25 protein-coding genes are annotated in these 26397 nt (G+C 72.7%); 16 read left to right on the top strand and 9 right to left on the bottom strand.

From position 1 onward, the window contains the following. Positions 1-4 precede the first annotated feature (4 nt). The 6 genes from lipB (at position 5) to IO39_RS44230 (ending at position 6821) form a co-directional block, all read left to right on the top strand. Positions 5-697 (top strand): lipoyl(octanoyl) transferase LipB, encoded by a 693-nt coding sequence (gene lipB, locus IO39_RS44255; RefSeq protein WP_052424168.1) that lies wholly within the window; start codon positions 5-7, stop codon positions 695-697. A gap of 58 nt (positions 698-755) precedes the next feature. Next, complete coding sequence (locus IO39_RS51620) at positions 756-1745, top strand: M48 family metalloprotease (protein ID WP_157549849.1); 990 nt, start codon at positions 756-758, stop codon at positions 1743-1745. Positions 1746-1786: 41 nt separating this feature from the next. Next, positions 1787-2716 carry a lipoyl synthase gene (lipA, locus tag IO39_RS44245; protein WP_043638282.1) on the top strand — a complete coding sequence of 310 codons (930 nt, stop codon included), beginning with the start codon at positions 1787-1789 and terminating at the stop codon, positions 2714-2716. A gap of 154 nt (positions 2717-2870) precedes the next feature. Continuing rightward, complete coding sequence (locus IO39_RS44240) at positions 2871-5300, top strand: beta-glucosidase family protein (RefSeq protein ID WP_043638280.1); 2430 nt, start codon at positions 2871-2873, stop codon at positions 5298-5300. A 67-nt stretch (positions 5301-5367) separates the two neighbouring features. Continuing rightward, positions 5368-6048: a DUF4191 domain-containing protein gene (locus IO39_RS44235; protein ID WP_052424166.1), complete on the top strand. Its 681-nt coding sequence runs from the start codon at positions 5368-5370 to the stop codon at positions 6046-6048. Then, positions 6048-6821: a class I SAM-dependent methyltransferase gene (locus IO39_RS44230; protein WP_043638274.1), complete on the top strand. Its 774-nt coding sequence runs from the start codon at positions 6048-6050 to the stop codon at positions 6819-6821. The genes IO39_RS44235 and IO39_RS44230 overlap by 1 nt, the downstream gene beginning before the upstream one ends. A gap of 206 nt (positions 6822-7027) precedes the next feature. Here the strand turns inward: IO39_RS44230 and IO39_RS44225 are convergent, their stop codons facing one another. Beyond that, positions 7028-7489, bottom strand: coding sequence for an RDD family protein (locus tag IO39_RS44225; RefSeq protein WP_043638271.1), 462 nt, complete (start codon positions 7487-7489; stop codon positions 7028-7030). Positions 7490-7566: 77 nt separating this feature from the next. On the opposite strand from IO39_RS44225, the gene IO39_RS44220 reads away from it, so the two are divergent. The 3 genes from IO39_RS44220 (at position 7567) to IO39_RS44210 (ending at position 10834) form a co-directional block, all read left to right on the top strand. Further along, positions 7567-8625, top strand: a complete 1059-nt coding sequence (locus IO39_RS44220; RefSeq protein WP_157549847.1) for a hypothetical protein — start codon at positions 7567-7569, stop codon at positions 8623-8625. 126 nt (positions 8626-8751) lie between these two features. Continuing rightward, complete coding sequence (gene glnA / locus IO39_RS44215; protein WP_043638267.1) at positions 8752-10176, top strand: type I glutamate--ammonia ligase; 1425 nt, start codon at positions 8752-8754, stop codon at positions 10174-10176. Positions 10177-10480: 304 nt separating this feature from the next. Then, a complete protein-coding gene (locus tag IO39_RS44210) occupies positions 10481-10834 on the top strand; it encodes a hypothetical protein (protein ID WP_043638265.1) in 354 nt (117 codons plus the stop codon). A 111-nt stretch (positions 10835-10945) separates the two neighbouring features. On the opposite strand, the gene IO39_RS44205 is transcribed toward IO39_RS44210, so the two are convergent. Next, a complete protein-coding gene (locus IO39_RS44205) occupies positions 10946-11137 on the bottom strand; it encodes a hypothetical protein (protein WP_043638262.1) in 192 nt (63 codons plus the stop codon). A 189-nt stretch (positions 11138-11326) separates the two neighbouring features. Here IO39_RS44205 and IO39_RS44200 point away from each other — a divergent pair, with 189 nt between their 5' ends. Beyond that, complete coding sequence (locus tag IO39_RS44200; RefSeq protein ID WP_043638259.1) at positions 11327-12292, top strand: phage baseplate protein; 966 nt, start codon at positions 11327-11329, stop codon at positions 12290-12292. Between the two features lie 21 nt (positions 12293-12313). Here IO39_RS44200 and IO39_RS44195 read toward each other — a convergent pair whose 3' ends face one another. Together IO39_RS44195 and IO39_RS44190 are read right to left on the bottom strand one after the other, a co-directional pair. After that, positions 12314-13015 carry a B3/B4 domain-containing protein gene (locus IO39_RS44195; protein ID WP_043638258.1) on the bottom strand — a complete coding sequence of 234 codons (702 nt, stop codon included), beginning with the start codon at positions 13013-13015 and terminating at the stop codon, positions 12314-12316. Positions 13016-13017: 2 nt separating this feature from the next. Next, complete coding sequence (locus IO39_RS44190; RefSeq protein ID WP_043638257.1) at positions 13018-14313, bottom strand: MFS transporter; 1296 nt, start codon at positions 14311-14313, stop codon at positions 13018-13020. 84 nt (positions 14314-14397) lie between these two features. Between IO39_RS44190 and IO39_RS44185 the strand changes: the two genes are divergently transcribed. Then, the gene (locus IO39_RS44185) at positions 14398-15231 is read left to right on the top strand and encodes a LysR family transcriptional regulator (protein WP_043639584.1); all 834 of its coding nucleotides are present in this window, start codon (positions 14398-14400) and stop codon (positions 15229-15231) included. A gap of 140 nt (positions 15232-15371) precedes the next feature. On the opposite strand, the gene IO39_RS44180 is transcribed toward IO39_RS44185, so the two are convergent. Further along, positions 15372-16385, bottom strand: coding sequence for a hypothetical protein (locus IO39_RS44180; protein WP_245642615.1), 1014 nt, complete (start codon positions 16383-16385; stop codon positions 15372-15374). 66 nt (positions 16386-16451) lie between these two features. Then, positions 16452-19376 (bottom strand): bifunctional [glutamine synthetase] adenylyltransferase/[glutamine synthetase]-adenylyl-L-tyrosine phosphorylase, encoded by a 2925-nt coding sequence (locus tag IO39_RS44175; RefSeq protein ID WP_245642614.1) that lies wholly within the window; start codon positions 19374-19376, stop codon positions 16452-16454. A gap of 122 nt (positions 19377-19498) precedes the next feature. On the opposite strand from IO39_RS44175, the gene IO39_RS44170 reads away from it, so the two are divergent. Further along, on the top strand, positions 19499-20041 hold the full coding sequence (locus IO39_RS44170; RefSeq protein ID WP_063765470.1) for an HXXEE domain-containing protein: 543 nt from the start codon (positions 19499-19501) through the stop codon (positions 20039-20041). An 81-nt stretch (positions 20042-20122) separates the two neighbouring features. Here IO39_RS44170 and IO39_RS44165 read toward each other — a convergent pair whose 3' ends face one another. Next, positions 20123-20803 (bottom strand): type 1 glutamine amidotransferase, encoded by a 681-nt coding sequence (locus tag IO39_RS44165; protein WP_043638251.1) that lies wholly within the window; start codon positions 20801-20803, stop codon positions 20123-20125. A gap of 55 nt (positions 20804-20858) precedes the next feature. Here IO39_RS44165 and IO39_RS44160 point away from each other — a divergent pair, with 55 nt between their 5' ends. Beyond that, positions 20859-21719 (top strand): alpha/beta fold hydrolase, encoded by an 861-nt coding sequence (locus tag IO39_RS44160; protein ID WP_043638249.1) that lies wholly within the window; start codon positions 20859-20861, stop codon positions 21717-21719. Between the two features lie 164 nt (positions 21720-21883). Here IO39_RS44160 and IO39_RS44155 read toward each other — a convergent pair whose 3' ends face one another. Then, positions 21884-22597, bottom strand: coding sequence for a hotdog fold domain-containing protein (locus IO39_RS44155; RefSeq protein WP_043638248.1), 714 nt, complete (start codon positions 22595-22597; stop codon positions 21884-21886). Positions 22598-23151: 554 nt separating this feature from the next. Between IO39_RS44155 and IO39_RS44150 the strand changes: the two genes are divergently transcribed. After that, positions 23152-23751: an AAA family ATPase gene (locus IO39_RS44150; RefSeq protein ID WP_245642613.1), complete on the top strand. Its 600-nt coding sequence runs from the start codon at positions 23152-23154 to the stop codon at positions 23749-23751. Between the two features lie 23 nt (positions 23752-23774). After that, positions 23775-24119 carry a YciI family protein gene (locus IO39_RS44145; RefSeq protein WP_043638243.1) on the top strand — a complete coding sequence of 115 codons (345 nt, stop codon included), beginning with the start codon at positions 23775-23777 and terminating at the stop codon, positions 24117-24119. A 117-nt stretch (positions 24120-24236) separates the two neighbouring features. On the opposite strand, the gene IO39_RS44140 is transcribed toward IO39_RS44145, so the two are convergent. Continuing rightward, complete coding sequence (locus tag IO39_RS44140; RefSeq protein WP_043638242.1) at positions 24237-25598, bottom strand: glutamine synthetase family protein; 1362 nt, start codon at positions 25596-25598, stop codon at positions 24237-24239. A gap of 195 nt (positions 25599-25793) precedes the next feature. Here IO39_RS44140 and IO39_RS44135 point away from each other — a divergent pair, with 195 nt between their 5' ends. Next, positions 25794-26339, top strand: coding sequence for an EF-hand domain-containing protein (locus IO39_RS44135; RefSeq protein ID WP_043638241.1), 546 nt, complete (start codon positions 25794-25796; stop codon positions 26337-26339). Positions 26340-26397: the final 58 nt, after the last annotated feature.

Genomic DNA, 26397 nt, shown 5'->3' with positions numbered 1-26397 from the left:
GCTCATGCGCCCCATCCACGGGGACGATCCCCACGCACTCGCCATCGTCCGACTCGGCGTCGACGTCCCCTACGAGCAGGCCTGGTCGCTGCAGCGCTGGGTGCACGGCAAGCGGGCCGCCGGTGAGCTGACCGACACCGTGCTGTTCCTGGAGCACGCGCCCGTCTACACGGCGGGCAAGCGCACCGCCCCGCACGAGCGGCCCTCCGACGGCACCCCGGTCGTCGACGTCGACCGGGGCGGCCGGCTGACCTGGCACGGTCCGGGGCAGCTCGTGGTCTACCCGATCGTGGCCATCACCGACGTGGTCTCCTACGCCTGCCGGCTCGAGGACACGATGATCCAGGTGTGCGCCGACTTCGGCGTCACGGCGCGGCGGGTGCGGGGCCGGGCCGGGGTGTGGGCGATCGGCGACCCGGCGCTGGGCCTGCCCGACCGCCAGCTCGGCGCGGTCGGGCTGCGCCTCTCGCGCGGGGTGACCATGCACGGGTTCGCGCTCAACTGCGCCAACGACCCGCGCTGGTTCAACCGCATCACCCCGTGCGGCCTGCCCGACGTGGGCGTCTCCTCGCTGTCGGCCGAGACGGGCCGGCGCATCGTGGTCGAGGAGGTCCTGCCGATCGCGGAGAAGCGGCTGGCCGAGGCGCTCGGCAAGGAGCCGTTCGAGCTGCACGAGGAGGATCTCCTGCGCCGCTGAGCCCGGCCGGGAAAATCCCCGTGGCCCGGCAGGTGGGCGGCGGCTTACCATCGCCGATGTGACGCGTATCTTGGCCCTGCTGCTCGCGCTCGTGGTGCACCTGCTGACGCTGGGGTTCGTCGTGCTCGGCGCGTGGCTGATCCTGTCGGCGCCGGGCTCGATCCTGTCGTGGATCTTCGGTGGCGTGAGCCTGGCCTTCGGCTGGGCGCTGCGGCCCGACCTGGGCCGCCTGCCCGCCGACGCCGAGGTGCCCGGCCGCGACGAGGCCCGGGAGCTGTACGCGGTGGCGGACCGCGTGGCCGACCGGGTCGGCGTCAAGCGCCCCAGGAAGATCGCGATCAGCGACCTGTCGACGCGGACGGTCTACGCCCGCGTGGGGCTGCTCAGGACGCCCGTGCTGGACCTCGGCCTGCCGCTGTGGCTGGCGCTGTCGCCGAGGGGGCGGGTGGCCCTGCTGGCCACGGCGTACGCGCGGCTGCCCAGGGGCGACGAGCGGGTGGTGAGCGAGGCGCTGGCCACGCTGGAGTCCTGGCGGGACGCGCTGCTCGGGGAGGGCTCCGGGCCGCTGAACGCCAGGCAGGAGGCCCAGGACAAGATCGCCGCGGCGTCGCCGCTGGCGCTCGACCACATGGACAAGTCCTACGGCGCGGCGGGCATCCTCGGCCGCCTGCTCGGCCGGGTGCTCGGCGGCCCGGTGCTGCTGGCGGACTACGTGCTGACCCGGCTGGCCCGCGCGGGCGACGGCCGGACCCTGGCCAGGCAGCGGGCGCTGGCGCTGCGGGCGGCCTCCGAGGAGGACCTGGCGGAGCTGGAGGAGCTGGCGGGGGGCGGCGGCTACCTGGCGCCGATGCAGGCGGCGGCGCTGCGCGGCGAGAGCGTCTCGGCGATCCGCGGCATCGCGCTGGCCAGGTCCCGGCTCACCGAGGACGGCGTGCTGCCCGGCGCCCCCGACTGCGAGCTGCTCGACGCCGCCCGGTCCGAGGCCATCGACCAGGAGCTGGGCGGCCATTACGCGCGCGCGATCCGCGGCTTCGGCCTCATCTCCTGACCCCCTGCTGGGCGGCTTCCGGGGAGACGTAAGCTGAGAAGGTGACCGTTGCTCCTGAAGGCAGAAAGCTCCTCCGCCTGGAGGTGCGCAATGCCGAAACCCCTATCGAGCGCAAGCCCCCGTGGATCAAGACCAAGCTGAAGACGGGCCCCGAATACACCGAGCTGAAATCGCTCACGCGCCGGGAGGGCCTGCACACGGTCTGCGAAGAGGCGGGCTGTCCGAATATCTATGAGTGCTGGGAGGATCGCGAGGCGACCTTCCTCATCGGCGGCGACCAGTGCACGCGCCGCTGCGACTTCTGCCTGATCGACACCGGCAAGCCGCAGGGTTACGACCGCGACGAGCCGCGCCGGGTGGCCGAGTCCGTCCGGCAGATGGGCCTGCGCTACGCGACCGTGACCGGCGTCGCCCGCGACGACCTGCCCGACGGCGCCTCCTGGCTCTACGCCGAGACCGCGCGGCAGATCCACACGCTGCTGCCCGGCTGCGGCGTCGAGCTGCTGGTGCCCGACTTCAACGGCAGGCGCGAGCTGCTGGAGGAGGTCTTCTCCAGCAAGCCCGAGGTGTTCGCGCACAACATCGAGACCGTGCCGCGCATCTTCAAGCGGATCCGGCCCGGCTTCCGCTACGAGCGGTCGCTGGACGTGATCACGATGGCCCGCGAGGCCGGCCTGGTCACCAAGTCCAACCTGATCCTGGGCATGGGCGAGACCCGCGAAGAGATCACCGAGGCCATGCGCGACCTCCACGAGGCCGGCACCGACCTGCTGACCATCACGCAATACCTGCGGCCGACGCCGCGCCACCACCCGGTGGAGCGGTGGGTCAAGCCGGAGGAGTTCGTGGAGCTGCAGGCCGAGGCCGAGGCCATCGGGTTCGCCGGAGTGCTGTCGGGGCCGCTGGTGCGCTCGTCCTACCGGGCGGGCCGGCTCTACCAGCAGGCCATCGAGGCCCGCCAGACGGCCTGACCCGCCGTTCCACCAGCAGGCCATCGAGCCCACCGGACGGCCTGACCCGCCGTCCACCACACGAGGCCCCGGGCGTCCGCCCGGGGCTTTCTCGTTGCCGCCGGGGCTTTGCATAACGCAAAGGTCACAAACCTATCGAGTGCTCGGTTTTGTGATGAACACTGTGCTCGTGGACTTCGACGAACTGATCTCCCGGCTCGACCTGCCCGCCAAGATCCGGCTGCTCACGGGGGCCGACATGTGGTCGCTGCCGCCGCTGCCCGAGATCGGGCTCGACCGGCTCGTGATGAGCGACGGGCCCATCGGCGTACGCGGTGAGCACTGGAGCGCCGCCGACCCGTCGATCGCGCTGCCGAGCCCGACGGCGCTGGCCGCGACCTGGGACGTGGAGCTGGTCGGGCGGGCGGGCCTGCTGCTGGCGCAGGAGGCGCGGCGCAAGGGGGTGCACGTCCTGCTCGCGCCCACGCTCAACCTGCACCGCTCCCCGCTGGGCGGGCGGCACTTCGAGTGCTTCTCCGAGGACCCGTACCTGACGGGCGAGATCGGCGCCGCGTACGTCGAGGGGGTGCAGGAGGGCGGGGTCGCCACCACGCCCAAGCACTTCGTGGCCAACGACTTCGAGACCGACCGCTACACCGTGGACGTGCGGGTCGGGGAGCGGGCGCTGCGCGAGGTGTACCTGCGGCCGTTCGAGCGGGTGGTGCGCGCCGGGGCCTGGGGGCTCATGACGGCCTACAACGGCGTGAACGGCACCACCATGACCGAGCACGCGGAGCTGGTCAACGGGGTGCTGAAGGGCGAGTGGGGGTTCGACGGGTGCGTGGTGTCGGACTGGACGGCGGTGCGCTCGACCGAGGCGGCCGCGCTGGGCGGCACCGACGTGGCGATGCCGGGGCCGTCGGGGCCGTGGGGGAGGCGGCTGGAGGCGGCCGTGCGGGAGGGCCGGGTGCCGGAGTCGGCCGTGGACGACCGCGTCCGCCGCATCCTGCGCCTGGCCGAACGCGCCGGCGCCCTGCACCCGGCGGGTGAACGCCCGGCGGGTCCCGCCGGCGCTCCTCAAGCCGCGCCAGGAGGCCCGGCGGAGGTGGCCGGGGCCGGGGGTATCGACCGGGTGGCCGGAGGCGGGGAGATCGACGGGGTGGCGCTGGCGCGGGAGGTGGCGGCGCGGGCGTTCACGCTGCTCACCAACGACGGCGTGCTGCCGCTCGCGCCCGGCACGCGGATCGCGCTCATCGGCGCCGCCGCCCGCGAGGCGCGCGTGATGGGCGGCGGCAGCGCGCAGGTCTTCCCCGAGCACGTCGTCTCCCCGCTGGCGGGCCTGACCGGCCGGGCCGAGGTCACCTACGCCCTCGGCACCGACCCCCGCGTCCGTCTGTCCCCGCTGCCCGGCCCCGTCACCGCCCAGTTCCTCGACCGGGACGGCGCGCTGCTGGCGGAGCAGCCGCTGGCCACCGGCGAGGCCCGCTGGATCGGCCACCTGCCGCCCGGCGTGGACGGCGCCCGGCTGGCGGAGGTGCGGCTGCTGGCGGCGTACCGGGCGGAGGTGTCGGGCGAGCACGAGCTGTCGGTGATCGGGGCGGGCGCGTTCCGGCTCACCGTGAACGGCGAGAGCGTGCTCGACGCGGAGATCGTCCCGGAGGCGGGCGATCCGGCCGCGGCCTTCCTGTCGCCGCCCGAGCGGCGGGTCGCCGTGCCGATGACGGCGGGACAGACCTACGAGCTGACGCTGGCGCACCCGTCGGGCCGCCTCGGCGGCCTGGCGATCGTCTCCTTCACGCTGGGGCACGCCGACCCCTCCCCCGGCGAGGACGAGCTGCTGGCCGAGGCCATGCGCGCGGCGACCGCGTGCGACGTGGCGATCGTCGTGGCCGCGACCACGCCGGAGGTGGAGAGCGAGGGCTTCGACCGGGCGGACCTGCGGCTGCCCGGCCGGCAGGACGAGCTGATCAGCGCGGTGGCCGCGGCCAACCCCCGCACGGTGGTCGTGGTCAACGCGGGCTCGCCGGTCGAGCTGCCCTGGCGGGACGAGGTGGCGGCCGTCCTGCTGACCTGGTTCCCCGGGCAGGAGGCGGGGTCGGCGCTGGCCGACGTGCTGCTCGGGGCGGCCGAGCCGGGCGGGCGGCTGCCCACCACCTGGCCCGCGCGGCTGGCGGACGCGCCGGTGACGGCGGTGACGCCGGTGGACGGGCGGGTCGTCTACGACGAGGGCGTGGACATCGGCTATCCGGCCTGGCGGCGCTCGGGCGCGGAGCCGGCGTTCTGGTTCGGGCACGGCCTGGGGTACACGACCTGGTCCTACGACTCGATCGCGGCCGAGGGCACCACCGTGACCGTGGCCGTCACCAACACCGGCGACCGGCCGGGCCGGGAGGTCGTGCAGGTCTACGCCGGGCCGCGCCGGACGCTGGCCGGGTTCGACGTCGTGACGGCCGAGCCGGGGCAGACCGTGCTCACCACCGTGTTCCTGTCGGAGCGGGCCTTCCAGGTGTGGGAGGACGGCTGGCGCACGGTCGAGGGCGAGCACACGGTGGCGGCGGGCCGCAGCGCGGCCGATCTGAGGCTGTCGGCGACGGTGAAGATCTAGTCACAGGCCGGGAACGGCCGGGGGCGCGTTTTCCCTCCCGCACCAGTTGGTTTGTATCCTTCTGAGCATGGCAAAGTCCGAGGACCAAGAGAAGCCGGGGCGCATCAAGCAGCTCCGCATGATCGCGCAGATCATCAAGCAGGCCAACCCCAAGGGGATGCCCATCGTCTTCCTTTCGGCGGTGGGCACGCTGGCTGTGGTCGTCGTGATCGGGCTGGTCACGGGCTACCTGTGGTATTCCGTGTTCATCGGCATCCTGGCCGCGTTCACGGTGGGTCTGGTGGTGTTCGGGCAGCTCGCCCAGAAGGCCCAATACTCGATCCTGGACGGGCAGACCGGGGCGGCGGCGGCCGTGCTGCAGGGCATGCGCGGCAACTGGCAGGTGACCCCGGCCATCGCGGTCAACCGCGACCAGGACCTCGTCCACCTCGTGGTCGGCTACCCGGGCGTCGTGCTGGTGTCCGAGGGGCCGGGCAACCGGGTGGCGAAGATGCTGACGGCCGAGAAGAAGCGCATCGCGCGGGTGGTGCTGGGCGTCGAGATCTACGACATCCAGTGCGGTGACGGCGAGGGGCAGGTGCCGCTGGGCAAGCTGCAGCGCCACCTGATGAAGCTGCCGCGCAACCTGAAGAAGCCCTCGGTCAACGAGGTGAAGGACCGCCTGCGTTCGCTGCCGCGGAACATGCCGATGCCCAAGGGCCCGATGCCCAAGGGCGCCCGCATGCCGCGCGGCCCCAAGATGCGCTAGTGCTGTCGCCTTCGTCGCGGGCCAACCGCGGCTGGTGGGACGGCAACGCCGACGACTACCAGGTCGAGCACGGCGACTTCCTGCGCGACGACGGCTTCGTGTGGGGCCCCGAGGGCCTCGACGAGGCCGGGGCGCGCCTGCTCGGCGAGGTGCGCGGGCGGCGGGTGCTGGAGATCGGCTGCGGGGCCGCGCAGTGCGGGCGGTGGCTGGTGCGGCAGGGCGCGCGGGTGGCGGCGTTCGACATCTCGCACCGCCAGCTCCGCCACTCCCAGCGCATCGACCTCGACAGCGGCGTGCGGGTGCCGGTGGTGCAGGCCGACGCCGAGCTGCTGCCGTTCGCCGGCGCGTCGTTCGACGTGGCCTGCTCCGCCTACGGCGCGCTGCCGTTCGTGGCCGACCCGGCGGCCGTCCTGCGCGAGGTGCGCCGGGTGCTGCGGCCGGGCGGGCGGTTCGTGTTCTCGGTGAGCCATCCCATCCGGTGGGCCTTTCCCGACGACCCGGGGCCCAGGGGGCTGACGTCCGACCGGTCCTACTTCGACCGGACGCCGTACGAGGAGCGCGACGAGCGCGGCGCGCTCACCTACGTCGAGCACCACCGCACGATGGCCGACTGGGTGAGCCTGCTGGTGGCCGCCGGCCTGACGATCACCGGGCTGGTGGAGCCGGAGTGGCCAGAGGGGCACGAGCGGGTGTGGGGCGGCTGGAGCCCCCTGCGCGGCCGTCACCTCCCCGGCACGGCCATCTTCAGCTGCGTGAACGACCGGCGCGCGTAGCGGGCGGGCAGGGCGGCGAGCGGCGTCTGCCTCTCGGCCCGGCCCGCCACGATGGCGGTCGTGTCCTCCTTGACCGCCTCGAGGACCAGGCAGTTCTTGCTCGGGAAGTAAGTGCGGGCAGCCTGAACCGCACCGGGTGCACATGTGAACCCGGTACGGTTCCGTCGTCGCCGCATGTAGCGTCGCCGGCGCTACCTGCGGCGACGCTACATGCGGACGACCATCGTGTTGGAGACCCGGTCGTGAACGCCCCGGTGGTCGCGGTCCCAGATCGCCGCGGGCACGACCAGGGCCAGCAGCACCGTACGCACCAGGACGGGCAGCAGGCGCGGGTCACCGCCGTCCATCGCGGCGACCCTGATGCCCATCAGCCGGTGCCCGAACGTCTGGCCCAGCCAGGCGACCAGCAGCAGGTACTGCAGCGCGAAGACCAGCACCGGCGCCCACGGGGCCTCGGCCGGGTCGGTGCGCAGCAGCATCTGCACGACCACCCACGTGCAGATCATCCAGTCGATGACGAGCGCGCCGATCCGGCGCCCCCAGCCGCTGATCGACCCCTTGCCCTCCTCGGGCAGCCCGAGGCGCTCCCCCGGGTAACCGAGATCGACCCCGGCGGATCGCACCCCGCCCAGCCATGTCTGCGTCCACCGAGGTTCCTTGCTGCTCATACCCTCCAGGTTAGGCGGCCCCGGTGCCGGTCCCGATTGTGACCCAACCGCGTCACGAACCGGTCATCATGGACGCCATGCCACACGGGGACGACCTCGACCAGCGGTTCAACGACCTGGTCGCGCAGATAGACGACGAGGAGCGACGCAGGATGCGGGCCGCGGCCAAGAAGGGCGCCAAGGAGCGCCCCGAGCCGCGCCGGGAGGCCGTGCGCACCGCGTGGGAGCCTCCCGCGCCCCGGCGCGGCGGCGGGCGCAGCCGGCTCGCGCTGATCGGCGGCATCACGGCGGTGGTCGCGGCGGCGGGCCTCGTCCTCACGGTCCGCCCCAGCCTGCTGACCCCCTCCGGGGCGGTGCCGGAGGAGACGATGCCGGTCCAGGATGCCCACGCCGGGGAGGGCGGGGACGCGGCGGAGGAGGAGACCGCTCCGGCCCGGCCGACGCCGGAGCGGCCGTTCGCGGGCTCCAAGGCCGAGCACTGGGCCGAGGGCGCGGCCGGCTTCGTCATGCCCGAGGCCAGGGCGATCGGCGGGCTGTCGAAGCGGGACGTGGCCAAGGGCCTGGAGCGCACGCGCGAGCTGCTGGCCGCGGCCCACCTCGACCGCAAGACGCTGCTGGGCGGCAGGCCGACGCCGTTCATCAAGCTGCTGCACCCCCGCGAGCGCGCCCAGTTCCTCGACCGGCTCGGCGACAAGGGCTCCGGCAACACCCGCCCGTGGGTGACGAGCTTCGCCCCCAAGACGGCCGAGCCGGTCACCGACGTGACGAAGGTGCGCGGCAGGACGAAGCTGTCGTCGTTCCGGCGGAACGGGCTCAGGGGGGCGGAGCTGGACGTCCGCTACATCGTCGTGCACGCCATCCAGCGGCCCGGGCAGCCGGACACGGTGACGCGGCTGGTGACCCATCGGCGGGGCAAGGTGCAGGTGTACCGCGCGGGGGGAGAGCTGGTCGTCTGGATCACCCGGTGGAACCGCAGCGCGACGCCGGCCCGGTGTGACGTGAACGACGGCTACATCCATCCCGCCTACCGCGACTCGGTCCCCGACAGGGAGCGCCGGGACGGCCCTGTCGTGGACCCGTACGACCTGGACAGGCCCGACCTCAGCGGCAAATGCGGCACCTCCAAGGGCACGTGAGCACCGCCCGACACACCCTCGTGGCACCGTCACCTTGCGTAACACGTGCGAAACAATCGAGACACCATACGGAAACGGCCAAGCCCTAGCGTCGCCATGATGGCCAGTCCCCAGGGAGGTTCGAGAGTGTTCAACTCCGCCGACGACGTCCTGAAGTACATCAGTGACGAAGGGGTGCAGTTCGTCGATGTCAGGTTCACCGACCTGCCGGGGACGACGCACCACTTCACCTTCCCGGTAGAGAACTTCAGCGCGAGCGTCTTCACCGACGGGCTCATGTTCGACGGCTCGTCGATCCGCGGCTTCCAGCAGATCCACGAGTCCGACATGCTGCTGCTGCCCGATCCCTCCAGCGCCGTGCTGGATCCGTTCCGCCAGCACAAGACGCTCAACCTGAACTTCTTCGTGCACGACCCGCTGACGGGCGAGGCCTACAGCCGCGACCCGCGCAACGTGGCGCGCAAGGCGGAGGAATACCTCAAGGGCACGGGCATCGCCGACACGGTCTACTTCGGGCCCGAGGCCGAGTTCTACATCTTCGACGACGTGCGGTTCGAGACGAAGCAGAACGCCGGCTACTACTACATCGACTCCATCGAGGGCGCCTGGAACACCGGCAAGGCGACCGAGGGCGGCAACCTGGGCTACAAGCCGCGCTACAAGGGCGGCTACTTCCCCGTCCCGCCGATGGACCACTTCACCGACCTGCGCTCGGAGATGGTGCGCAACCTCATCGAGGTCGGCATCGACGTCGAGATGCAGCACCACGAGGTCGGCACGGCCGGGCAGGCGGAGATCGACTTCAAGTTCGGCACCCTGCTCAAGACGGCCGACAACCTGATGCTCTACAAGTACGTCATCAAGAGCACGGCCCTCGAATACGGCCACACGGTCACGTTCATGCCCAAGCCGATCTTCGGCGACAACGGCTCCGGCATGCACTGCCACCAGTCGCTGTGGAAGGACGGCTCGCCGCTCTTCTACGACGAGGTCGGCTACGCGGGCCTGTCCGACACCGCCCGCTACTACATCGGCGGCCTGCTCAAGCACGCGCCCTCGCTGCTGGCCTTCACCAACCCGACGGTCAACTCCTACCACCGCCTGGTGCCCGGCTACGAGGCCCCGGTCAACCTGGTCTACTCCCAGCGCAACCGCTCGGCCTGCGTGCGCATCCCGATCACGGGCTCCAACCCGAAGGCCAAGCGCATCGAGTTCCGCGTGCCCGACCCGTCGTGCAACCCCTACTTCGCGTTCTCGGCGATGCTGATGGCCGGCATCGACGGCATCCGCAACAAGATCGAGCCGCCGGAGCCGGTGGACAAGGACCTCTACGAGCTGCCGCCGGAGGAGGCCCGCAACATCCCGCAGGTGCCGGGCTCGCTCACCGACGTGCTCAACGCGCTGGAGGCCGACCACGACTACCTGCTCGAAGGCGGCGTCTTCACGCCCGACCTGATCGAGACGTGGATCTCGTACAAGCGGGAGAACGAAGTCGACCCGATCCGGCTGCGCCCGCACCCGCACGAGTTCGAGCTCTACTACGACGTGTGACGGCGGGGCCTTCCGGCCGCGGCGGCCTTCCTTGAGCCGGCCGCTGAGCTGGGGAAATCTGCTCGTCCATGCTCGCTGGTTCCCGTCCGTTCTCGCCCTCTGGCCGAACAGGACCGGAACAGAACGGCTCGGCATCACCTCACGATGCCGAGCCGTTCGTGCACGTGGAGACTCTTTCTTCGAGATCGGGCCGAGGGCGGCCCTCGTCGTCCGGTGTGCGGCGGCTTTCGGGTGTGATCGGTTTCACTCCAAGAGGGGGAACGTGGGTGGGATGTCCGGGAACTGATGGTCCGTGAACAGACTCATGCGCGGCGTTCTCGCGGTCGGGTCAGCCGTGGCGGTGATGGTGTCATCCGGCGTGGCCTGCGGCTCCGGCGCCACATCGGCGACCGTGTGCGGAAAGCTCGACTACACGGAAGGCTCGAAGACCTCGCAGGCGGCGATCGCGGTGCAGCAGGGCCGGATCGACTGCTCCGAGGCGGTGCGCATCATCCACGCCTACTACGCGCCACAGACCCGCACGGAGGGCAGCGGCCGCTTCGCCACCGTCGAGGGCTGGGAGTGCGCGAGCAACAGCTCCGCCGGGATCAAGGAAACCGGCGAGCACAGCTCGTGCCACAAGGACGGCACCACGATCGTCGTCAAGGACCTCCCGTGAACCCCGCCACCCGGGGCCCGGCGTCGAATCACGATGCCGGGCCGTTTGCGCCTCTGCGGCAGCAATCCGGTGCGCCGGGGCAAGCCGACAGTTCGCCCGGGCGAGCGGTGCCTAGGAGCGCTTCAGGACATTGATGTGCTGCATCGATGTCTCGATCCGCACGCGGGGAGGATCACCGGCACCAAGGTCCTTGAGGATGGGCGGAGAATCCGCCGCCGCAGGCGCGGACGCGGTGGCTCCGATGACGACGGCGGACAGAAGGGCGCCCGCGATTGCGGCGAACCTGCGCTGTCTGGTGTGCATGGGGTTCTCCCGATGTCGGCAGAGGTTTCTGTACTGGATCACTGCCCTCAACGCTCCCTTGCTCAACGTAAGCAACAGACGACTCACGGTGACATATGGATATCGTCCAGGAGCGCCGCGATACCCGTTCACGGCCGCGGCCACTAGGGTGTGTGATCACCTCCGACCCCTAGCCGAACAGGACGCGCCATGACCTCTCCGCTCCCGGTCACCCGCAGAGGGCTGCTCAAGCTGGGCGCCTTCGGCACCCTCGGAGCCCTCGGGGCGGGGGCCACCGCCGCCCCCGCGGCCGCGGCGGAGGGCCGCTTCCAGCTCACCGCCCCCGCCACGTCGCTGATCTGGAAGAAGGCCCTGTACGACGAGACGGTCCTGCAGTCGTTCGCCATCGACAACGCGCACGGCCACATCTACACCGTGCAGCTCAAGAACGGCGCCGGCTCGGACGCCGCCGGGCACCTGTGCCTGACCAGGCTGAGCCTGTCGGGCGCGGTCCTCGGCCACATGTACCTCATGGGGTTCGGCCACGGCGTACAAATCGGCGTCGAGCCGTCGGGCTCCTCCGCCTACCTGTGGACGGAGACGGACGGCGTCCCGAACGAGGAGGGCAGCTCGCGGGGCAGCAGGCTGTGCCGCTTCGCGTTCGTCGACGGCCGGACGCTGACCACGTCGTCGTCGGCACTGACCAAGTACGCGCCGGTGCCGGGCGCGACCAACACGACGTGCACGATCGACCCGTCGGCCAACCGGCTGGTCATGCGCTACTGGGGCGGCGGCTCGTTCAGGTTCGCGGTGTTCACGCTGTCGTCGGTCAAGGCGGGCGCGCCCAGGAAGGTGCACGACATCGCCCAGCCCGGCGGCCTGGGCACCTTCCAGGGGTACGCGGCCTACGGCAACTTCGTCTACCTCCTGACCGGCAACGCCTACGGCGAGGCGAACCCCGAGCCGGGGAACACGTACCTCACCTGCCTGGACCTGCGGACCGGCGAGCAGGTGCAGCGGGCGCGCAGCGTGGCGGGCAAGTCGCTGGACTATCGGGAGCCGGAGGGCATGGGCGTCCAGATCGTCGCGGGGGCGCCGCGGTTGTGCCTGGGGCTGGCGTCGGGGTCGCCGGGAGCGCGCCTGGCCAGCATCTTCTACAAGAGCGAGCTGATCTGACGGGGGCGCCCCCGGGAACGGTCAGTCGCCGGTGAACTCGAAGCGGGGGGCGGCGGCGGTCAGGAGCGCGGACTTCGGGGTGACCGGCCACAGGGCGTTGAGCTCGCCGGTGAGCGTGGCCAGCAGGGACTCGACGTCCCCGGCCGCCGTCTCGTGCAGGGCCTCCGCGACGATCAGGACGCGCTCCGTCGTCTCGCGCACCGCCGACAGGCCGCTCTGGCGGTTGGTCCAGCGGCGGGCGTGCGCGCGGCCCTCGGCGTCGGCGAAGACGACCTCCCCGGCGGGCGGGCGCTCCGTCTCGCCGGAGAAGGTCAGGTACGTCTCCTCGCCCGTGGCGTGCCGGACCTCCACGTAGGAGGCGATCCGGGACACGTCGAACACGGCGATCGGGATGGCGTACGCGATGGACACCGCGTTGCACAGGTCGATCAGCGGGTGCAGCCGCGGCAGCGAGCCGTCCTTCCTGAAGCGGCGCAGCAGGGCCTCCGAGGCGCATCGGTACTGTGTCGGCTTCAGGCCCATCCGGGTGAAGGCCCGCCGCCATGCCTGGATCTCGGGCAGCTCGCCCTCCGAGGCGGTGGCGAGCCTGGCGGCGGCCCGCTCGCCGTAGGCCGCGACGGCGGCGTCGGGGGCGGCGTCCGGGGTGATGCCCTCGGCGTAGAGGGCTCCGGGGACCAGCTCGGGGAAGTCTCGCCAGATGGTGCCGGAATGCTGGAAACGCATGGTCAACTCACTCCGCGATCGGCCGCCGGATGCTTGCGCAGGAAGCCTACAGCCCCGTAGGCCAGGCAGGCGGCAGCGGTGAGGACGGCGGCGGCCAGCAGGGCGTCGCGGCCGGCCAGGCCGCCGAGCACGGCCACGCCCAGGGTGGCGCCGACCTGGCGGGCGGCGTTCAGCACGCCTCCCGCCGTGCCGGCCGTGCCGGTGGGCGCGCCGGCGATCATGCCCGCCATCAGGGCGGGCAGGCAGAACGACAGGCCGCAGCCCATCACGAACAGCCACACCGGCAGGCCGCCGGCGAGCGCGGCCCCCGTCAGGCCCGCGGCGAGGAGCGCCAGGCCGGCCACGATCGGCGGGCGGGCGTCGTGGCGGGCGACGACGCGGCCGGTCAGCACGGGGTTGACCACCATGGGGAGGGTGAGCGGGAGGAAGGCCAGGCCGGTCGCCATCGGGGTGAGGTGACGGGTGTCCTGGAGCAGGAGGGTCAGGACGAACAGGGCGCCGGAGAAGGCGAAGTTCGCGACGGCGCCGGCGAGCAGCTCGGGCCAGGTCGCGGCGAGGAGCCCCCGGGGTATGGCCGGGGCGGTCACCTGGCCGGTGGTCGGGGTGGTGGTGCGGCGGGCGGTGATGATCATGGCGGTGAGGGCGATCAGGGACAGGGCGCCGGACAGCGTGGACGAGTCCGTCAGCGCCTCGGCGAGCAGGCCCAGGAACGCGCACATCAGGCCCTGGGCGTACCAGTCGATGCGGCGGGCCCCGCGCGGGGAGCGGAGGCCGCGCACGGCCAGCAGGCTGATGAGGGCGATGGGCGGGTTGACGAGGAAGACGGCGCGCCAGCCGTACAGGTCCACCAGGAGGCCGCCGAGCAGCGGGCCCGCGGCGAGGGCGGTGCCGGTGATGGCGGCCCACACGCCCATGGCGCGGGCCCGGCCGGCGGCGGCCGGGTAGAGCTCGGCGATCAGGCCGAGCGAGCCTCCGAGGCACAGCGCGCCCGCCACGCCCAGCAGGGCGCGCAGCGCGACCAGTGCCCCGAGGTGCGGGGACGCGGCGCTCAGCAGCGACAGCACGCCGAACGACGCCACGCCGATCTTGAAGACCCGGGCGGCGCCGTACCGGTCGGCGACCGCTCCCCCGGTCAGCAGGGCGGCGGCGAAGGCGACGGTGTAGGCGTTGACGGCCCACTGCTGGCCCGCGACGGAGCCGCCGAGCGAGGCCCGCAGGTCCGGCAGGGCGATGGTGAGCACGGTCGTGTCCAGGAGGACGAGGAAATAGGCGAGGGAGAGCCCGGCCAGCTTGTTCATGCGGTCCAGCCTGCGTAAACGCACCCTCCCCGCTCAACCGCCCGGCCCGTGAGGGGCGTTCGGGAAAACCGTATGCTGGTGGGCGTGGAGTTGCGTCACATACGGGTGTTCGTCGCGGTCGCGCGGGCCGGGACGGTGGTGGGGGCCGCCGGCGAGCTGGGGCTGGCCCCGGCGTCGGTCTCGGAGCAGGTGCGGCGGCTGGAGGGCGGTCTCGGTGTCACGCTGTTCGAGCGGACCCCGCAGGGCATGCGGCCGACCGAGGCGGGGCGGGCGCTGCTGGAGCGCGCGCACGGGCTGCTGGACCACGCGGAGGACGTGCGCAGGGCCGTCACGGGGCAGCGCCGCCGGGTCACGATCGGCGCGCTGGAGACGCTGGCCGCGACCCGGCTGCCGGGCGTGGTGCGGCGGCTGGCCGAGCGCCGCCCCGACCTCGACGTGGACGTGCGCACGCTGAACAGGAAGGAGCTGCTGGCCGGGGTGGCGGGCGGCGGGCTGGACGCGGCGCTGCTGCTCGACGCCGGGATGCGGATCGGCACGCTCGGCTTCGCGCCGCCGCCGGGGCTCGACTTCATCGACGTGGGCGAGGTGGCGCTGCGCCTGGTGGCCGCGCCGGGCGGCGACGCGGGCACGCTGCTGGTGTCGCCGCCGGAGTGCTCGATCCGGATGGCGGTGGAGCGCATGTTCCCGGCACGGACGCCGCGCCGGGAGCTGACCAGCATCGCGACCGCCAGGGAGTGGGCCAGGCAGGGGCTCGGCCGGACGCTGCTGCCGGACTTCGCGGTGGACGCCGACCTGGCCTCCGGCGCCCTGGTCCCCCTCGACCCGCCCCCGCCCGCGCCGGTGCTGGCGTTGCGGCTGGTGTGGCTGCGCGGCAGGGAGCCCGCCCTGCGGGACGTGCTGTACGCGATGAGCGCCTGACGAGCCCCGCAAGCCCCCGGTTACGGGCGCCTGAGCCGGTAGAGGACGTGGGCGGACGCCGGGCTGTCCGCCGGGATGCGCGGATGGGCGAAGTCCTCGGCCGGCTCCCTGCCCAGACCGGCCCCGACCCTGGCGCGGGCTCAGCGCCGGGACTTGATGCCGGTGATGCGGCGGAACACGTCCCACCAGAACGGCGCCCCGAACAGCAGCGCCACGTACGTCAGCAGGAACCCCGGCCAGTGGCTCGGCGTGCTGACCCGCTCCCACCACGCGGCGAGGTTGGCGTGCACGCCCGGCTCGCCCTCCGCCGGGATCGACACGCTGACCAAGGCCTGCCCCATCATCTTGACCAGGGCGGGCTCGCTGAGCAGCTCGGTCACGCACGGCACCGGGTCGCCGCCCGTGCACTGCTGCCTGAGCTCCCTGTACGCGTCCGGCCCCGCCTCGGCCACCGCCGTCACCGAGGCCCGGTAGGCGTTGTCCCGCAGCAGCGTCTTGGCGTACTCGAACCCGTCCATCGAGAACAGCAGCGTCACCACGAGGCCCAGCACGGCCACGACCCACTTGACGTAGCGCCGGTAGAGCATGGACAGCCGCTGCATCTCCCCGTCGAACCAGCTCTCCACGCCCTTCCTGAACCGGTCGAGGTCGCCCTGCGCGCTGTCCCAGACACCCTGGAGGTGGCCGTACAGCGGGCTGTCGATCTTGCGCAGTTTCTTCAGGAACTCCCCGATGTCGCCGTTCTCCATCGCGGCCAGCTCCATCACGGCCACCGCGAACCGTTCCGGCGGGATGTCGGCGATGCTCGTCCTGCCCCTCTTGGCGTGGTCGATCTCGCGTACCCGCTCGTAGAGCAGGTTCATCATGGAGTCGCCGGTCCTGGCCTCGGGCATCTCGCCGAGCCGGGCGGGCGCGGGCTCGTCGCGGTGCGCGGGGCGGGGGTCGCGCACGAACGGCAGCACCCGGAACACGTCGAGCACCCTGGCGGGCAGCCAGGCCCCCGACTCCTTGTCGGCGCCGTCCAGAGTGTCCCTGAGGTAGGCCCACAGGAACTTGCTGCGGATGGACAGCACGCGTACGAACGCCTCGTTGAGCCCGCTCACCAGCAGCGACAGCAGCAGGAACGCCACGACCAGGCCGAGGGCCAGATCCACGTATATGGATAACACCGCGCTTTGATACACCCACGGGCCGTGGCGGCGCAATGACGGCGGGCACCGTCAGGCGCCGTAGAAGACCCGGTCCATCACCTTGCGGGCCCTGCGCGTCACCCGGCGGTAGTCGTCGAGGAAGTCCTCCGAGCCGTCGGGCGGGTAGCCGAGCGTCTGGGCGATCAGCCCGCGCTCGCCCGAGTCGGCCGGCACGCTGTCGCCGGGGCGCCCCTTCACCAGCATGATCGCGTCTCGGATGCGCGAGGCGAAGCGCCACGCCTCGGCCAGCGCCGCCTCGTCGGCCGGGGACAGCAGCTCCTCGGCCACGGCCGCGCGCAGCGCCTCCAGGGTGCGGGTGGTGCGCAGGGACGGCCGCGCGCCCGCGTGGCGCAGCTGCAGGAGCTGGGCCACCCACTCCACATCGGACAGCCCGCCGGGGCCGAGCTTGGTGTGCAGGGCGGGGTCGGCGCCGCGCGGCAGGCGCTCGGCCTCCATGCGGGCCTTGAGCCGGCGGATCTCCCTGACCGCGTCGTCGGGCAGCCCGCCCTGCGGATAGCGCAGCTCGTCGATCATGGCGGTGAACGCCGCCCCCAGCCCGGCGTGCCCGGCCGAGAAGCGGGCCCGCAGCAGCGCCTGCGCCTCCCAGGGGGACGACCAGCGCGCGTAGTAGGCGCGGTAGGAGGCCAGCGTGCGCACCAGCGGCCCCTGCCGGCCCTCGGGGCGCAGGTCGGGGTCGATGAGCAGGGGCGGGTCGGGGGCGGGCAGCGACAGCAGCCGGCGCAGCTCGTTGGCGACGGCGAAGGCGGCGTCGGTGGCCTCGCGCTCCTCGACGCCCGGCAGCGGCGAGTGCACGAACATGACGTCGGCGTCGCTGGCGTAGGAGCACTCCATGCCGCCGAGCCGGCCCATCGCGATGATCGCGAAGGAGGTGACCTCGGGGGCCTTGGCCAGGGCCGCGTCGAGCGCCGCCTGGAGGGTCACGTCGTTGAGCCGGGACAGCGCGGCCCCGACGGTCTCGATGTCGATGAGGCCGGAGATGTCGGCCACGGCCGTGCGGAACAGCTCCTTGCGCCGCAGCGCCCGCACCGCCGTGACGGCGGTCTCCGGGTCGCCGGCGTGCCGCGACACCGCGGCCGACGCCTCGCCGAGCAGCGACTCCACCGGGCGTACGGCCAGCTCGGCGTCGGAGCCCAGCATGGCCACGGCGTCGGGGGCGTGCATGAGCAGGCCGGTGGCGTAGCGGCTGGTGCCGAGCACGCGCGCCATCCTGGCGGCCACGGCGGTCTCGTCGCGCAGCAGCCGCAGATACCACGGCGTGCTGCCCAGCTTGTCGCTGACCTGGCGGAACCCGAGCAGCGCCGCGTCGGGGTCGGGCGTGTCGGCGAACCAGCCGAGCATGACGGGCAGCAGCGTGCGCTGGATGGCGGCCCGCCTGGACACCCCGGTGGACAGGTTGGCGATGTGGTGCAGCGCGCCCCGCGGGTCGGCGTAGCCGAGGGCCTCCAGCCGGTCCGCGGCGGCCGTCGTGGACAGGCGCGCCTCAGACTCCGGCAGCCGGGCCACGGCCTGCAGCAGCGGCCGGTAGAACAGCTTCTCGTGCAACCGCCGCGCCTCCATGGCGTGCCGCCGCCACCGGGTCGTGAACTCCCCCACCGGGTCGGCCTGCATGCCCAGCGCCCGGCCCAGCCTGCGCAGGTCGGCCTCGTCGGTGGGCACGACGTGGGTGCGCCGCAGCCGGTGCAGCTGCAGCAGGTGCTCGACCTGGCGCAGGAACGCGTAGGCCTCCGCCAGCCCGCGTGAGTCGTCACGCCCGACGTATCCGCCCCGCGACAGCGCGGCCAGCGCCGGCAGCGTGGCCCTGCGGCGCAGCAGCGGGTCGAGCCGGCCGTGCACGAGCTGCAGCAGCTGCACCGCGAACTCGATGTCGCGCAGCCCGCCCGGCCCCAGCTTGAGCTGCCGCTCGCCCTCGGCGCGCACGTGGGCCTCGACCCGGCGGCGCATGGCCTGGACGTCCTCGACGAAGTGCTCGCGGGTGGCGGCCGACCACACCATCTCGTTGACGGCCTCGACGTAGGCCTCGCCCAGCTCCAGGTCGCCCGCCACGGGCCTGGCCTTGAGCAGCGCCTGGAACTCCCAGGTCTTGGCCCAGCGGCGGTAGTAGGCGAGGTGGCTGGCCAGCGTGCGCACCAGCGGGCCCGCCCGGCCCTCGGGCCGCAGCCCGGCGTCCACCTCCCACAACGAGCCCTCGGAGGTGGTCGTGGTGCAGGCCCGCATCATGGCCTGCGCCAGCCGGGTGGCCGCGCGCAGCGCCTTGGCCTCGTCGGCGCCCTCGCGCGGCTCGGCCACGAAGATCACATCGACGTCGCTGATGTAGTTGAGCTCCCTGGCCCCGCACTTGCCCATGCCGACGACGGCCAGGCGCACCTCGTCGGCCTCGACCTCCGAGCGCGCCACGGCCAGCGCCGCCTCCAGCGCGGCGCCGGCCAGGTCGGACAGCTCGGCGGTGACCTCCTGCAGCGTGGCCAGGCCGGTGAGGTCACGCGCGGCCAGATGGGCCAGCCTGCCCCGGTACGCCACTCGCAGGGCCACCAGCGCGTCGTTGCCGCCGGAGGCGCGCGGCTCACGCTCCTCCGGGTCGGCGCCGACGGCGCGCAGCAGCTCGGCCCTGGGCTCGCCCAGGCGTGGCTCGGCCAGCAGCGCCACGTGGGAGGGGTGGCGGATGAGGTGCTCGCCGAGCGCGGCGCTGACGCCGAGCACGGCCAGGAGCCTGCCTCTGAGCCGTTCGTCGTGGCGGATGGTGGCGAGCACGGCCGGCTCGCGCTCGATCAGGCGGGTCAGCGAGGTCAGCGCCAGGTCCGGGTCGGCCACGTCCACCAGCGACTCCAGGACGTCCTCCACGTCGGGGCCCGACTGGCGGACGAGCTGCGCGGCCCTGGCGCCGTCGGCGAAGCCGAGCTTGGCGAGTCTCGCCGCGGTGGATTCGATCCTGGGCACCCCTCCATCTTGACAGCTCTCCCGCATTTCGCCGTAACCTAAAACGCAACGTTGCGTTGCGTTTTGGTCTCACGGTTCCGGAGGGAGTGGCGAAGCGGGTGGCGGCACGGGTTTCAGGAGAAGTGGCGGGGCGGGTTCCGTCCGGGGTGGCGTGGGGATTGCTGGCCGCGTGGGCGGTGCACGACGCCGAGGAGCTGGCCACCATGGCGCGGTGGACGCGGGAGGCGCGGCCCTGGCTGGAGGAGCGCTTCCCGGGGGTGCCGTGGGAGCGGGTGGAGGTGTCGCAGGCGCACGTGAACACGGCCATCGGGCTGGTGGGCGGCGTCGTGGCGGGCGCGGCGGCGCTGGGGGCCCGTACGGGCGGGCGCAGCGGGGTGTTCCAGGCGGCGCTGGCCGGGTTCGGGGTGCACGGGATGGTGCATCTGGCCCAGGCGGCGCTGGTCCGGGGGTACACGCCGGGGGTGGTGACCGCGCCGGTGGTCGTGATCCCGTACGCGGTATGGGCGTGGCGGCGGCTGCGCGACGCCGGCGTGCCGATCCGGCCGGCGGGAGCGGGCGTGGCGGCGTTCCCGCTGGTCCTGGCGGGCGTGCACGCACTGGCCCACGCCCTCGTCACCCACCGCCGCCGGCGCCGGGCGGCCGTCACCCCGCACGAACACCCGTAGAGACCCCGGCCAGGCGTGCGGGGTCAGGGCGCGCGGGGTCAGGGCGCGCAGGGTCAGGGCGCGGGTCAGGGCGCGCGCGGGTCAGGGGGTGGTGGCGCGGATCACGGTGGCGAAGGCCCGGGCCAGCGGGCGCCAGGTGGCCATGAGAGTGGGTTCGGCGGCCTTGACCTCGGCGTTCAGGTCCTCGGCCGCGTCCAGGTCCGAGCCCGAGGTCCACGAGGCGAAGATCTCGGGCGTGGCCTCCGGGTGGAACTGGACCGCCCAGGCGGCCTCCCCCAGGCGGTAGGCCTGGTTCGGGTACTGGGCGCCGGTCATCAGCGGCACCGCCCCGTCGGGCAGGCGCGTCATGGCGTCCTGGTGGTACTGCACGGCCACGGACGTGCCGACGCCGGACAGCAGCGGGTCGGAGGCGGCGGCGGGCAGCGCGACCACCGCGCGGGCGCCCACTTCCAGGCCGTTCGCGCCGCGCTCGACCGTGCCGCCGCACGCCATGGTCAGCAGTTGCGCGCCCAGGCAGATCGCCAGCGTGGGCGTGGCCTCGTCGACGGCCCTGCGCAGCAGGTCGCGGGTGGCGGGCTGCCAGGGGCTGCGCTCGTCCTCCCAGGCGGCCGCCGCGCCGCCGAGCACGATGAGCCCGTCCGCCGCCCGCCGGGGGATCTCCTCCCCCAGGTACGGTCGCACGACCTCGCAGGCCAGCCCCAGCCACCCGGCGAGATAGCCGAGACCGGCCTCGGCCTCGTGTTCGATGACGGTGATCCGCATATGGTCAAGTATCCGGCATAAGGACATAAAGGTTGTTTGTCCCTATGCTCCCGCCATGAAGGTCGAATTCGATGAGGTCGGCGGTCAGCGGATCGCCACGTTCGGGACCGGGCCCCGCAAGATCATCGCCGTGCACGGGATCACGGCCTCCCTGATGGCGTGGGGCGCGGTGGGGCGGCGGCTGCCGGACGGCTGGTCGCTGGTCGCGATGGACCTGCGCGGGCGCGGGCACAGCGCCGGCCTGCCGGGCCCGTACGGGCTGCCGAGGCATGCCGAGGACGTGCTGCGCGTGGCCGGCCACGTCGGCGCGGACGGGGAGGCGGTGCTGACGGGGCATTCGATGGGCGCGTACGTGGCGGTGCTGGCGGCGGCGCGCCGCGACTTCGCCCGGGTCGTGCTGGTGGACGGCGGGCTGCCGCTGGCGCCGATCCCCGAGGGCGCGGACCCGGACGCGGCGCTGGAGGCCCTGCTCGGCCCCGCGCTGGCACGGCTGCGGCAGACGTACCCCTCGGCGGAGGCGTACGTGGACTTCTTCAAGGCGCACCCCGCCTTCGCGGGCCGCTGGAACGCCGACGTGGAGGCGTACGTGCGCTACGACCTGACCGGGCCCGAGGGCGCGCTGCGGTCGCGGGCCATGGGCGCGGCGGTGCTGGAGGACGGGCGGTGGCTGCACCTGGAGCACGAGCCCCTCACCCGCGCGCTGACCGCGATCACCGCGCCGCTGCGCCTGCTGCGGGCCCCGCGCGGCCTGCTCGACCAGGAGACCGGGCTGCTGCCCGACGAGCTGACCCGGCCCTGGAAGGAGCGGCTGCCGGGGCTGCGCGACGAGGTGGTGCCGGACTGCAACCACTACACGATCCTGTTCGACGAGCGCTGCGTGGCCACCGTGGTGGACCGCCTCACCTCCCCGGACTGACCGGCGAAGGCTTCCGGCCGGGCCGGAGGGCGCCGGACGAACGCCTCCGGTCACCCGCCAGGCGCACGTCTCCGGTCACCCGTCAGACGCAGATCTCCGGCCGGGCCCGGGAAGGCGAAGGCCCCCGGCTCGATCAGGAGCTCGGGGGCCTTGTCACGCGGGTCTCAGCGTGGAGCGATCCACGTGGCGCGGGCGGCGGCGACCAGGGTGCCGTCGACCTCGTAGATGCCGCTCTGGCCGTACATCTTGCGGCCGTCGCGGCCGGTCGGGCGGGCCACCACCGAGTAGCGGCCGCCGGGCAGCACCGGGCGGTTGATCTGCAGGACCAGGCGGCCGAGCAGCGCGCTCTCCCCCGGGCCGAAGTGCGCCCAGCCGGTGATGCAGTCGAGCACGGCGCCCACGATCGAGGCCGGCACGCCGTCCTCGCCGCTCACCGTGAACGGCACCCGCCAGCCGGCCGCCACCAGCTCCGTGCCCTCCACCGGGCCGGGGAAGATGCGCAGGCCGTCACCGGGCTCGCGCAGGCCGCAGGCGAAGCACTCGGCGAACGGGTGCGCCTTCAGCCCGGCGAACCCGGCCTCGGCGCGGGCCGCGTCGTTGAACGGCACGAACCCGGGGCCGTCGAGCTCCTCGGCCACCGGGATGGCCTCGACCAGCGGCTTGTCGCCGTGGGAGAGGGAGACCGAGTTGGCGACGTGTTCGAGGCGCAGCTCGGTCGCCAGCGGGGTCGGGGCGTGCAGCGTGACCTCGACGGCTGATCGACCGCCGTTCAGCGCCTCTGCCATGGTGCCCGCGATCCAGCCGCCGTTGGCGACGTCAACGGGACCGCGGAAGCGCTCGGGAACGGTCAACACGGTCTGCAGGGCAGCCGTCGTCATGCCACACCCTCCCTATATCGCCGCACAGGGCGATCAGTCCGGAAATATCATAAAGAGCAGGCCGATTTTACTGGACTCCCGGTTTACCTAGGATGCTGGGGGTCCGGTGGCTGCTCGGTATCACTCCATAACGCCCCGAATGAGCCGAAAACTTCCCCCACCCGGGCACGGAAACGTTACGTCTCTCACATCACGCGGACGTGGCTCGGGGGGCAGAAGCAACGAAAATCGGCCTCACTCGGAAGTGCTCCGGGAGTGAGGCCGATCAAGGCGTTGGGCAGTACCTTAACGGTGTTTCCCGCCTCCCGCGACCAATCCGCCGATTCCCGCCCGCACCACCGCCATGCCCGTACCACCGCCACGCCCGCGCACCACCACCACGCCCGCACCCCTGCCACGCCCGCCGCCCCGCGCCCGCATCCACCCCCTTCCGGCCGTGCCGATGTGCGCGCTTTCGCACAACCTCGTAGAGGCTGGTACCACGCGGCCTATGCTGGCGCAGGCAGGGAATGACGGGCGAGCTCGCGGGGGTGTTGGCTGTGGAGGGGGCGCGGTTGCGGTATCCGTCCGGGTCTCTGGTCATCCTGACCGGACTGCCCGGCGCGGGCAAGACGACGCTGCTGCGGCGCCTGTACGGCCTCGACGGCGCCGAGAGCGTGCCGGTCACGGCCGGGACCGCCGTGGTGATCGACTCGTCGCAGTCCCGGCGGCACTGGGACGGCCGGCTCACCTGGGCGCCCTATCCGGTGCGCCGGGCCGTGGTGTTCGCCACCCATGTGAGCCGCATCGGGCGGGCGCTGCACCAGGGCCACTCGGTGGTCGCGCACAACCGGGGCTGCGGCCCGTACGTGCTGCGGGGCTTCGCCTGGCTGGCGCGCAGGCACGGCGCGGACTTCCACCTGCTCCTGCTCGACGCGCCGGCCGAGGCGGCGCTGGCGGGGCAGCGCGACCGGGGCCGGGTGGTGGCGCCCCGGACGTTCGCGCGCCACCGGCGCAGGTGGGAGAGCCTGCTGACGCGCGTCAAGGGCGGCGATCCGGCGCCGGCGACCGGGGCGCGCATCGTGGACCGCGCGGAGGCGGGGCTGCTCGAAGAAATCGTGTTCGATTCCGCCCGGGGTGTCGATCCGGGCCGCCGCCGTTCGTTTCGAGGGTGAGAGCACGAACGGAAGGAACGGCTATGAAGCAGTACGTGCTGACCATGTACCAGCCCGACGGCGACCCGCCCGGGCCCGAGGTCCTCGGCCCGGTCATGCGGGACCTGAACGCCCTGGAGGAGGAGATGAAGGCCGCGGGGGCGTGGGTCTTCTCGGGCGCGCTGCGGCCGGCCGAGCGGGCGGCCGTGGTGCGGCTGCGCGACGGTGAGGTGCTGGCCACCGACGGGCCGTACACCGAGGGCAAGGAGCACATCGGCGGTTTCACCATCATCCGGGCGGCCGACATGGAGGCCGCGCTGGAGTGGGCCCGCAGGATGGCCAGGGCGGTGGCCCTGCTCCCGATCGAGGTGCGGGAGTTCCAGGGCTGAGGCGAGGGCCGCGGGCCGCGCCGCACCCGGCGGCGGGGCCCGCGCCCGGCACGTCAGAGGACGGCCGGGTCAGAGGACGGGCACGTCAGAGGACGGGCGGGTCAGAGGACGAGCGGGTCAGAGGACGGGCAGGTAACGGCCCAGCTCGAACTCGGTGACGTGGCGCCGGTATTCGCGCCACTCGCTGCGCTTGTTGCGCAGGAAGAAGTCGAAGACGTGCTCGCCCAGCGTCTCGGCCACCAGCTCGCTGCGCTCCATGACCTCGATCGCGTCGTTGAGCGAGCCGGGCAGCGGCTGGATGCCCAGGGCGCGCCGCTCGGCGCTGGTCAGGGTCCAGACGTTGTCCTCGGCGGCGGCGGGCAGCTCGTAGCTCTCCTCGATGCCCTTGAGCCCGGCGGCCAGGATCAGCGCGAAGGCCAGGTAGGGGTTGCAGGCGGAGTCGAGCGAGCGGAACTCGATGCGCGTGGAGCCGCCCTTGTGCGGTTTGTACATCGGCACCCGGACCAGGGCCGAGCGGTTGTTGTGGCCCCAGCACACGTAGGAGGGGGCCTCGCCGCCCTGCCCGGCGATGGCCTCGGCGCCGCCCCACAGCCGCTTGTAGGAGTTGACCCACTGGTTGGTGATGGCGGTGATCTCGGCGGCGTGCCTGAGCAGCCCCGCGATGAACGAGCGCCCGATCTTGGACAGCCGGTAGTCGGTGCCGGCCTCGTAGAAGGCGTTCCTGTCGCCCTCGAACAGCGACATGTGCGTGTGCATGCCGGAGCCGGGGTGCTCGGTGAACGGCTTGGGCATGAACGAGGCCCAGATGCCCTGCTCCAGCGCGACCTCCTTCATGACCAGGCGGAAGGTCATGATGTTGTCGGCCGTGGTGAGCGCGTCGGCGTAGCGCAGGTCGATCTCCTGCTGGCCGGGGGCGCCCTCGTGGTGGCTGAACTCGACCGAGATGCCCATCGACTCGAGCATCATGATCGCCTGGCGCCGGAAGTCGTGGCCCGAGCTGTGGGGCGTGTGGTCGAAGTAGCCGCCGGAGTCGATCGGCTCGGGCCGCTGGCCGGGCTCGGGCCGGTTCTTCAGCAGGAAGAACTCGATCTCGGGGTGGGTGTAGAAGGTGAAGCCCATGTCGGCGCACTTGGCGAGCGTGCGCTTGAGCACCCAGCGCGGGTCGGCGTGGGAGGGCGAGCCGTCGGGCATGAGGATGTCGCAGAAGATGCGCGCCGCGCCCGGCGTCTCGCTGCGCCAGGGCAGGATCTGGAACGTGGCGGGGTCGGGCTTGGCCAGCATGTCGGACTCGTAGACGCGGGCGAAGCCCTCGATGGCGGAGCCGTCGAACCCGATGCCCTCGGCGAAGGCCCCCTCCAGCTCGGCCGGCGCGATGGCCACGGACTTGAGGAAGCCGAGCACGTCAGTGAACCACAGCCGGATGAACCGGATGTCGCGTTCCTCGAGCGTGCGGAGCACGAACTCCTGCTGGCGGTCCACAGCATCCCCTCGTTGGTAGACGAACCCTCGTTGACGCACGGTACAGGGTTACGCACCAGCATGCCGTGTCCGTGTTTCGCACACGTTACGGGGGGTGCCGGTGCGAGCCTCGCTGACAAGCCGGTGCGAGCCTCGCTGACAAAGGGCCCGCCCCGACTTACTGTGATCACGCAGTCAGTCTCGGGGGAGGCATTGGTGGCTATCGACCTGCTCAATCACAAGCTCGATCGGGCGTTCGACCACATCGACGCGAGCGGCAACGGCGTCGTCGAGCGTGAGGACCTGCTCGGGCTGGGCGCGCGCATCCTGGTGGGCTTCGGCGAGTCCCCCACCTCGGTCACCGGGGCGAGCCTCGTGGACGGCTTCGACCGCATCTGGTCCACCCTGTCGCAGGCGCTCGACCGAGACGGCGACTCCGGCATCACGCGCCCGGACTTCCTGCGGGGCATGAGGGCGGCGTTCGTCACGGGCGAGCACTACGACCCGGTCTTCAGGCCGGCCACGATGGCGGTGGCGGAGCTGTGCGACGGGGACGGCGACGGGGAGATCGGGCCGGGCGAGTTCCGGACGATGCTGTGCGCGTTCGGGGTGGCCTACGACGACGTGGACGAGGCGTTCGACCGGCTGGACCGGTCGGGCAGGGGCGCGCTCACCGTGGACGAGCTGGTCGTGGCCGCGGCCGACTACTACCGCGGCGAAGACCCCAACGCCGCGGGCAACTGGCTTTTCGGGCCCCTGTGAAGGCTCCGGTGAAGAGCCAGATGGAGAGCCCCGTGGAAAGCCCAGTGAAGAGTTCCGC

Origin of the sequence: Nonomuraea candida (assembly GCF_000725485.1) — a bacterium.
GTDB classification, from domain to species: domain Bacteria; phylum Actinomycetota; class Actinomycetes; order Streptosporangiales; family Streptosporangiaceae; genus Nonomuraea; species Nonomuraea candida.
Note: the sequence above shows the minus strand (reverse complement) of the source record. Positions and strands in the feature narration are given on the sequence as shown.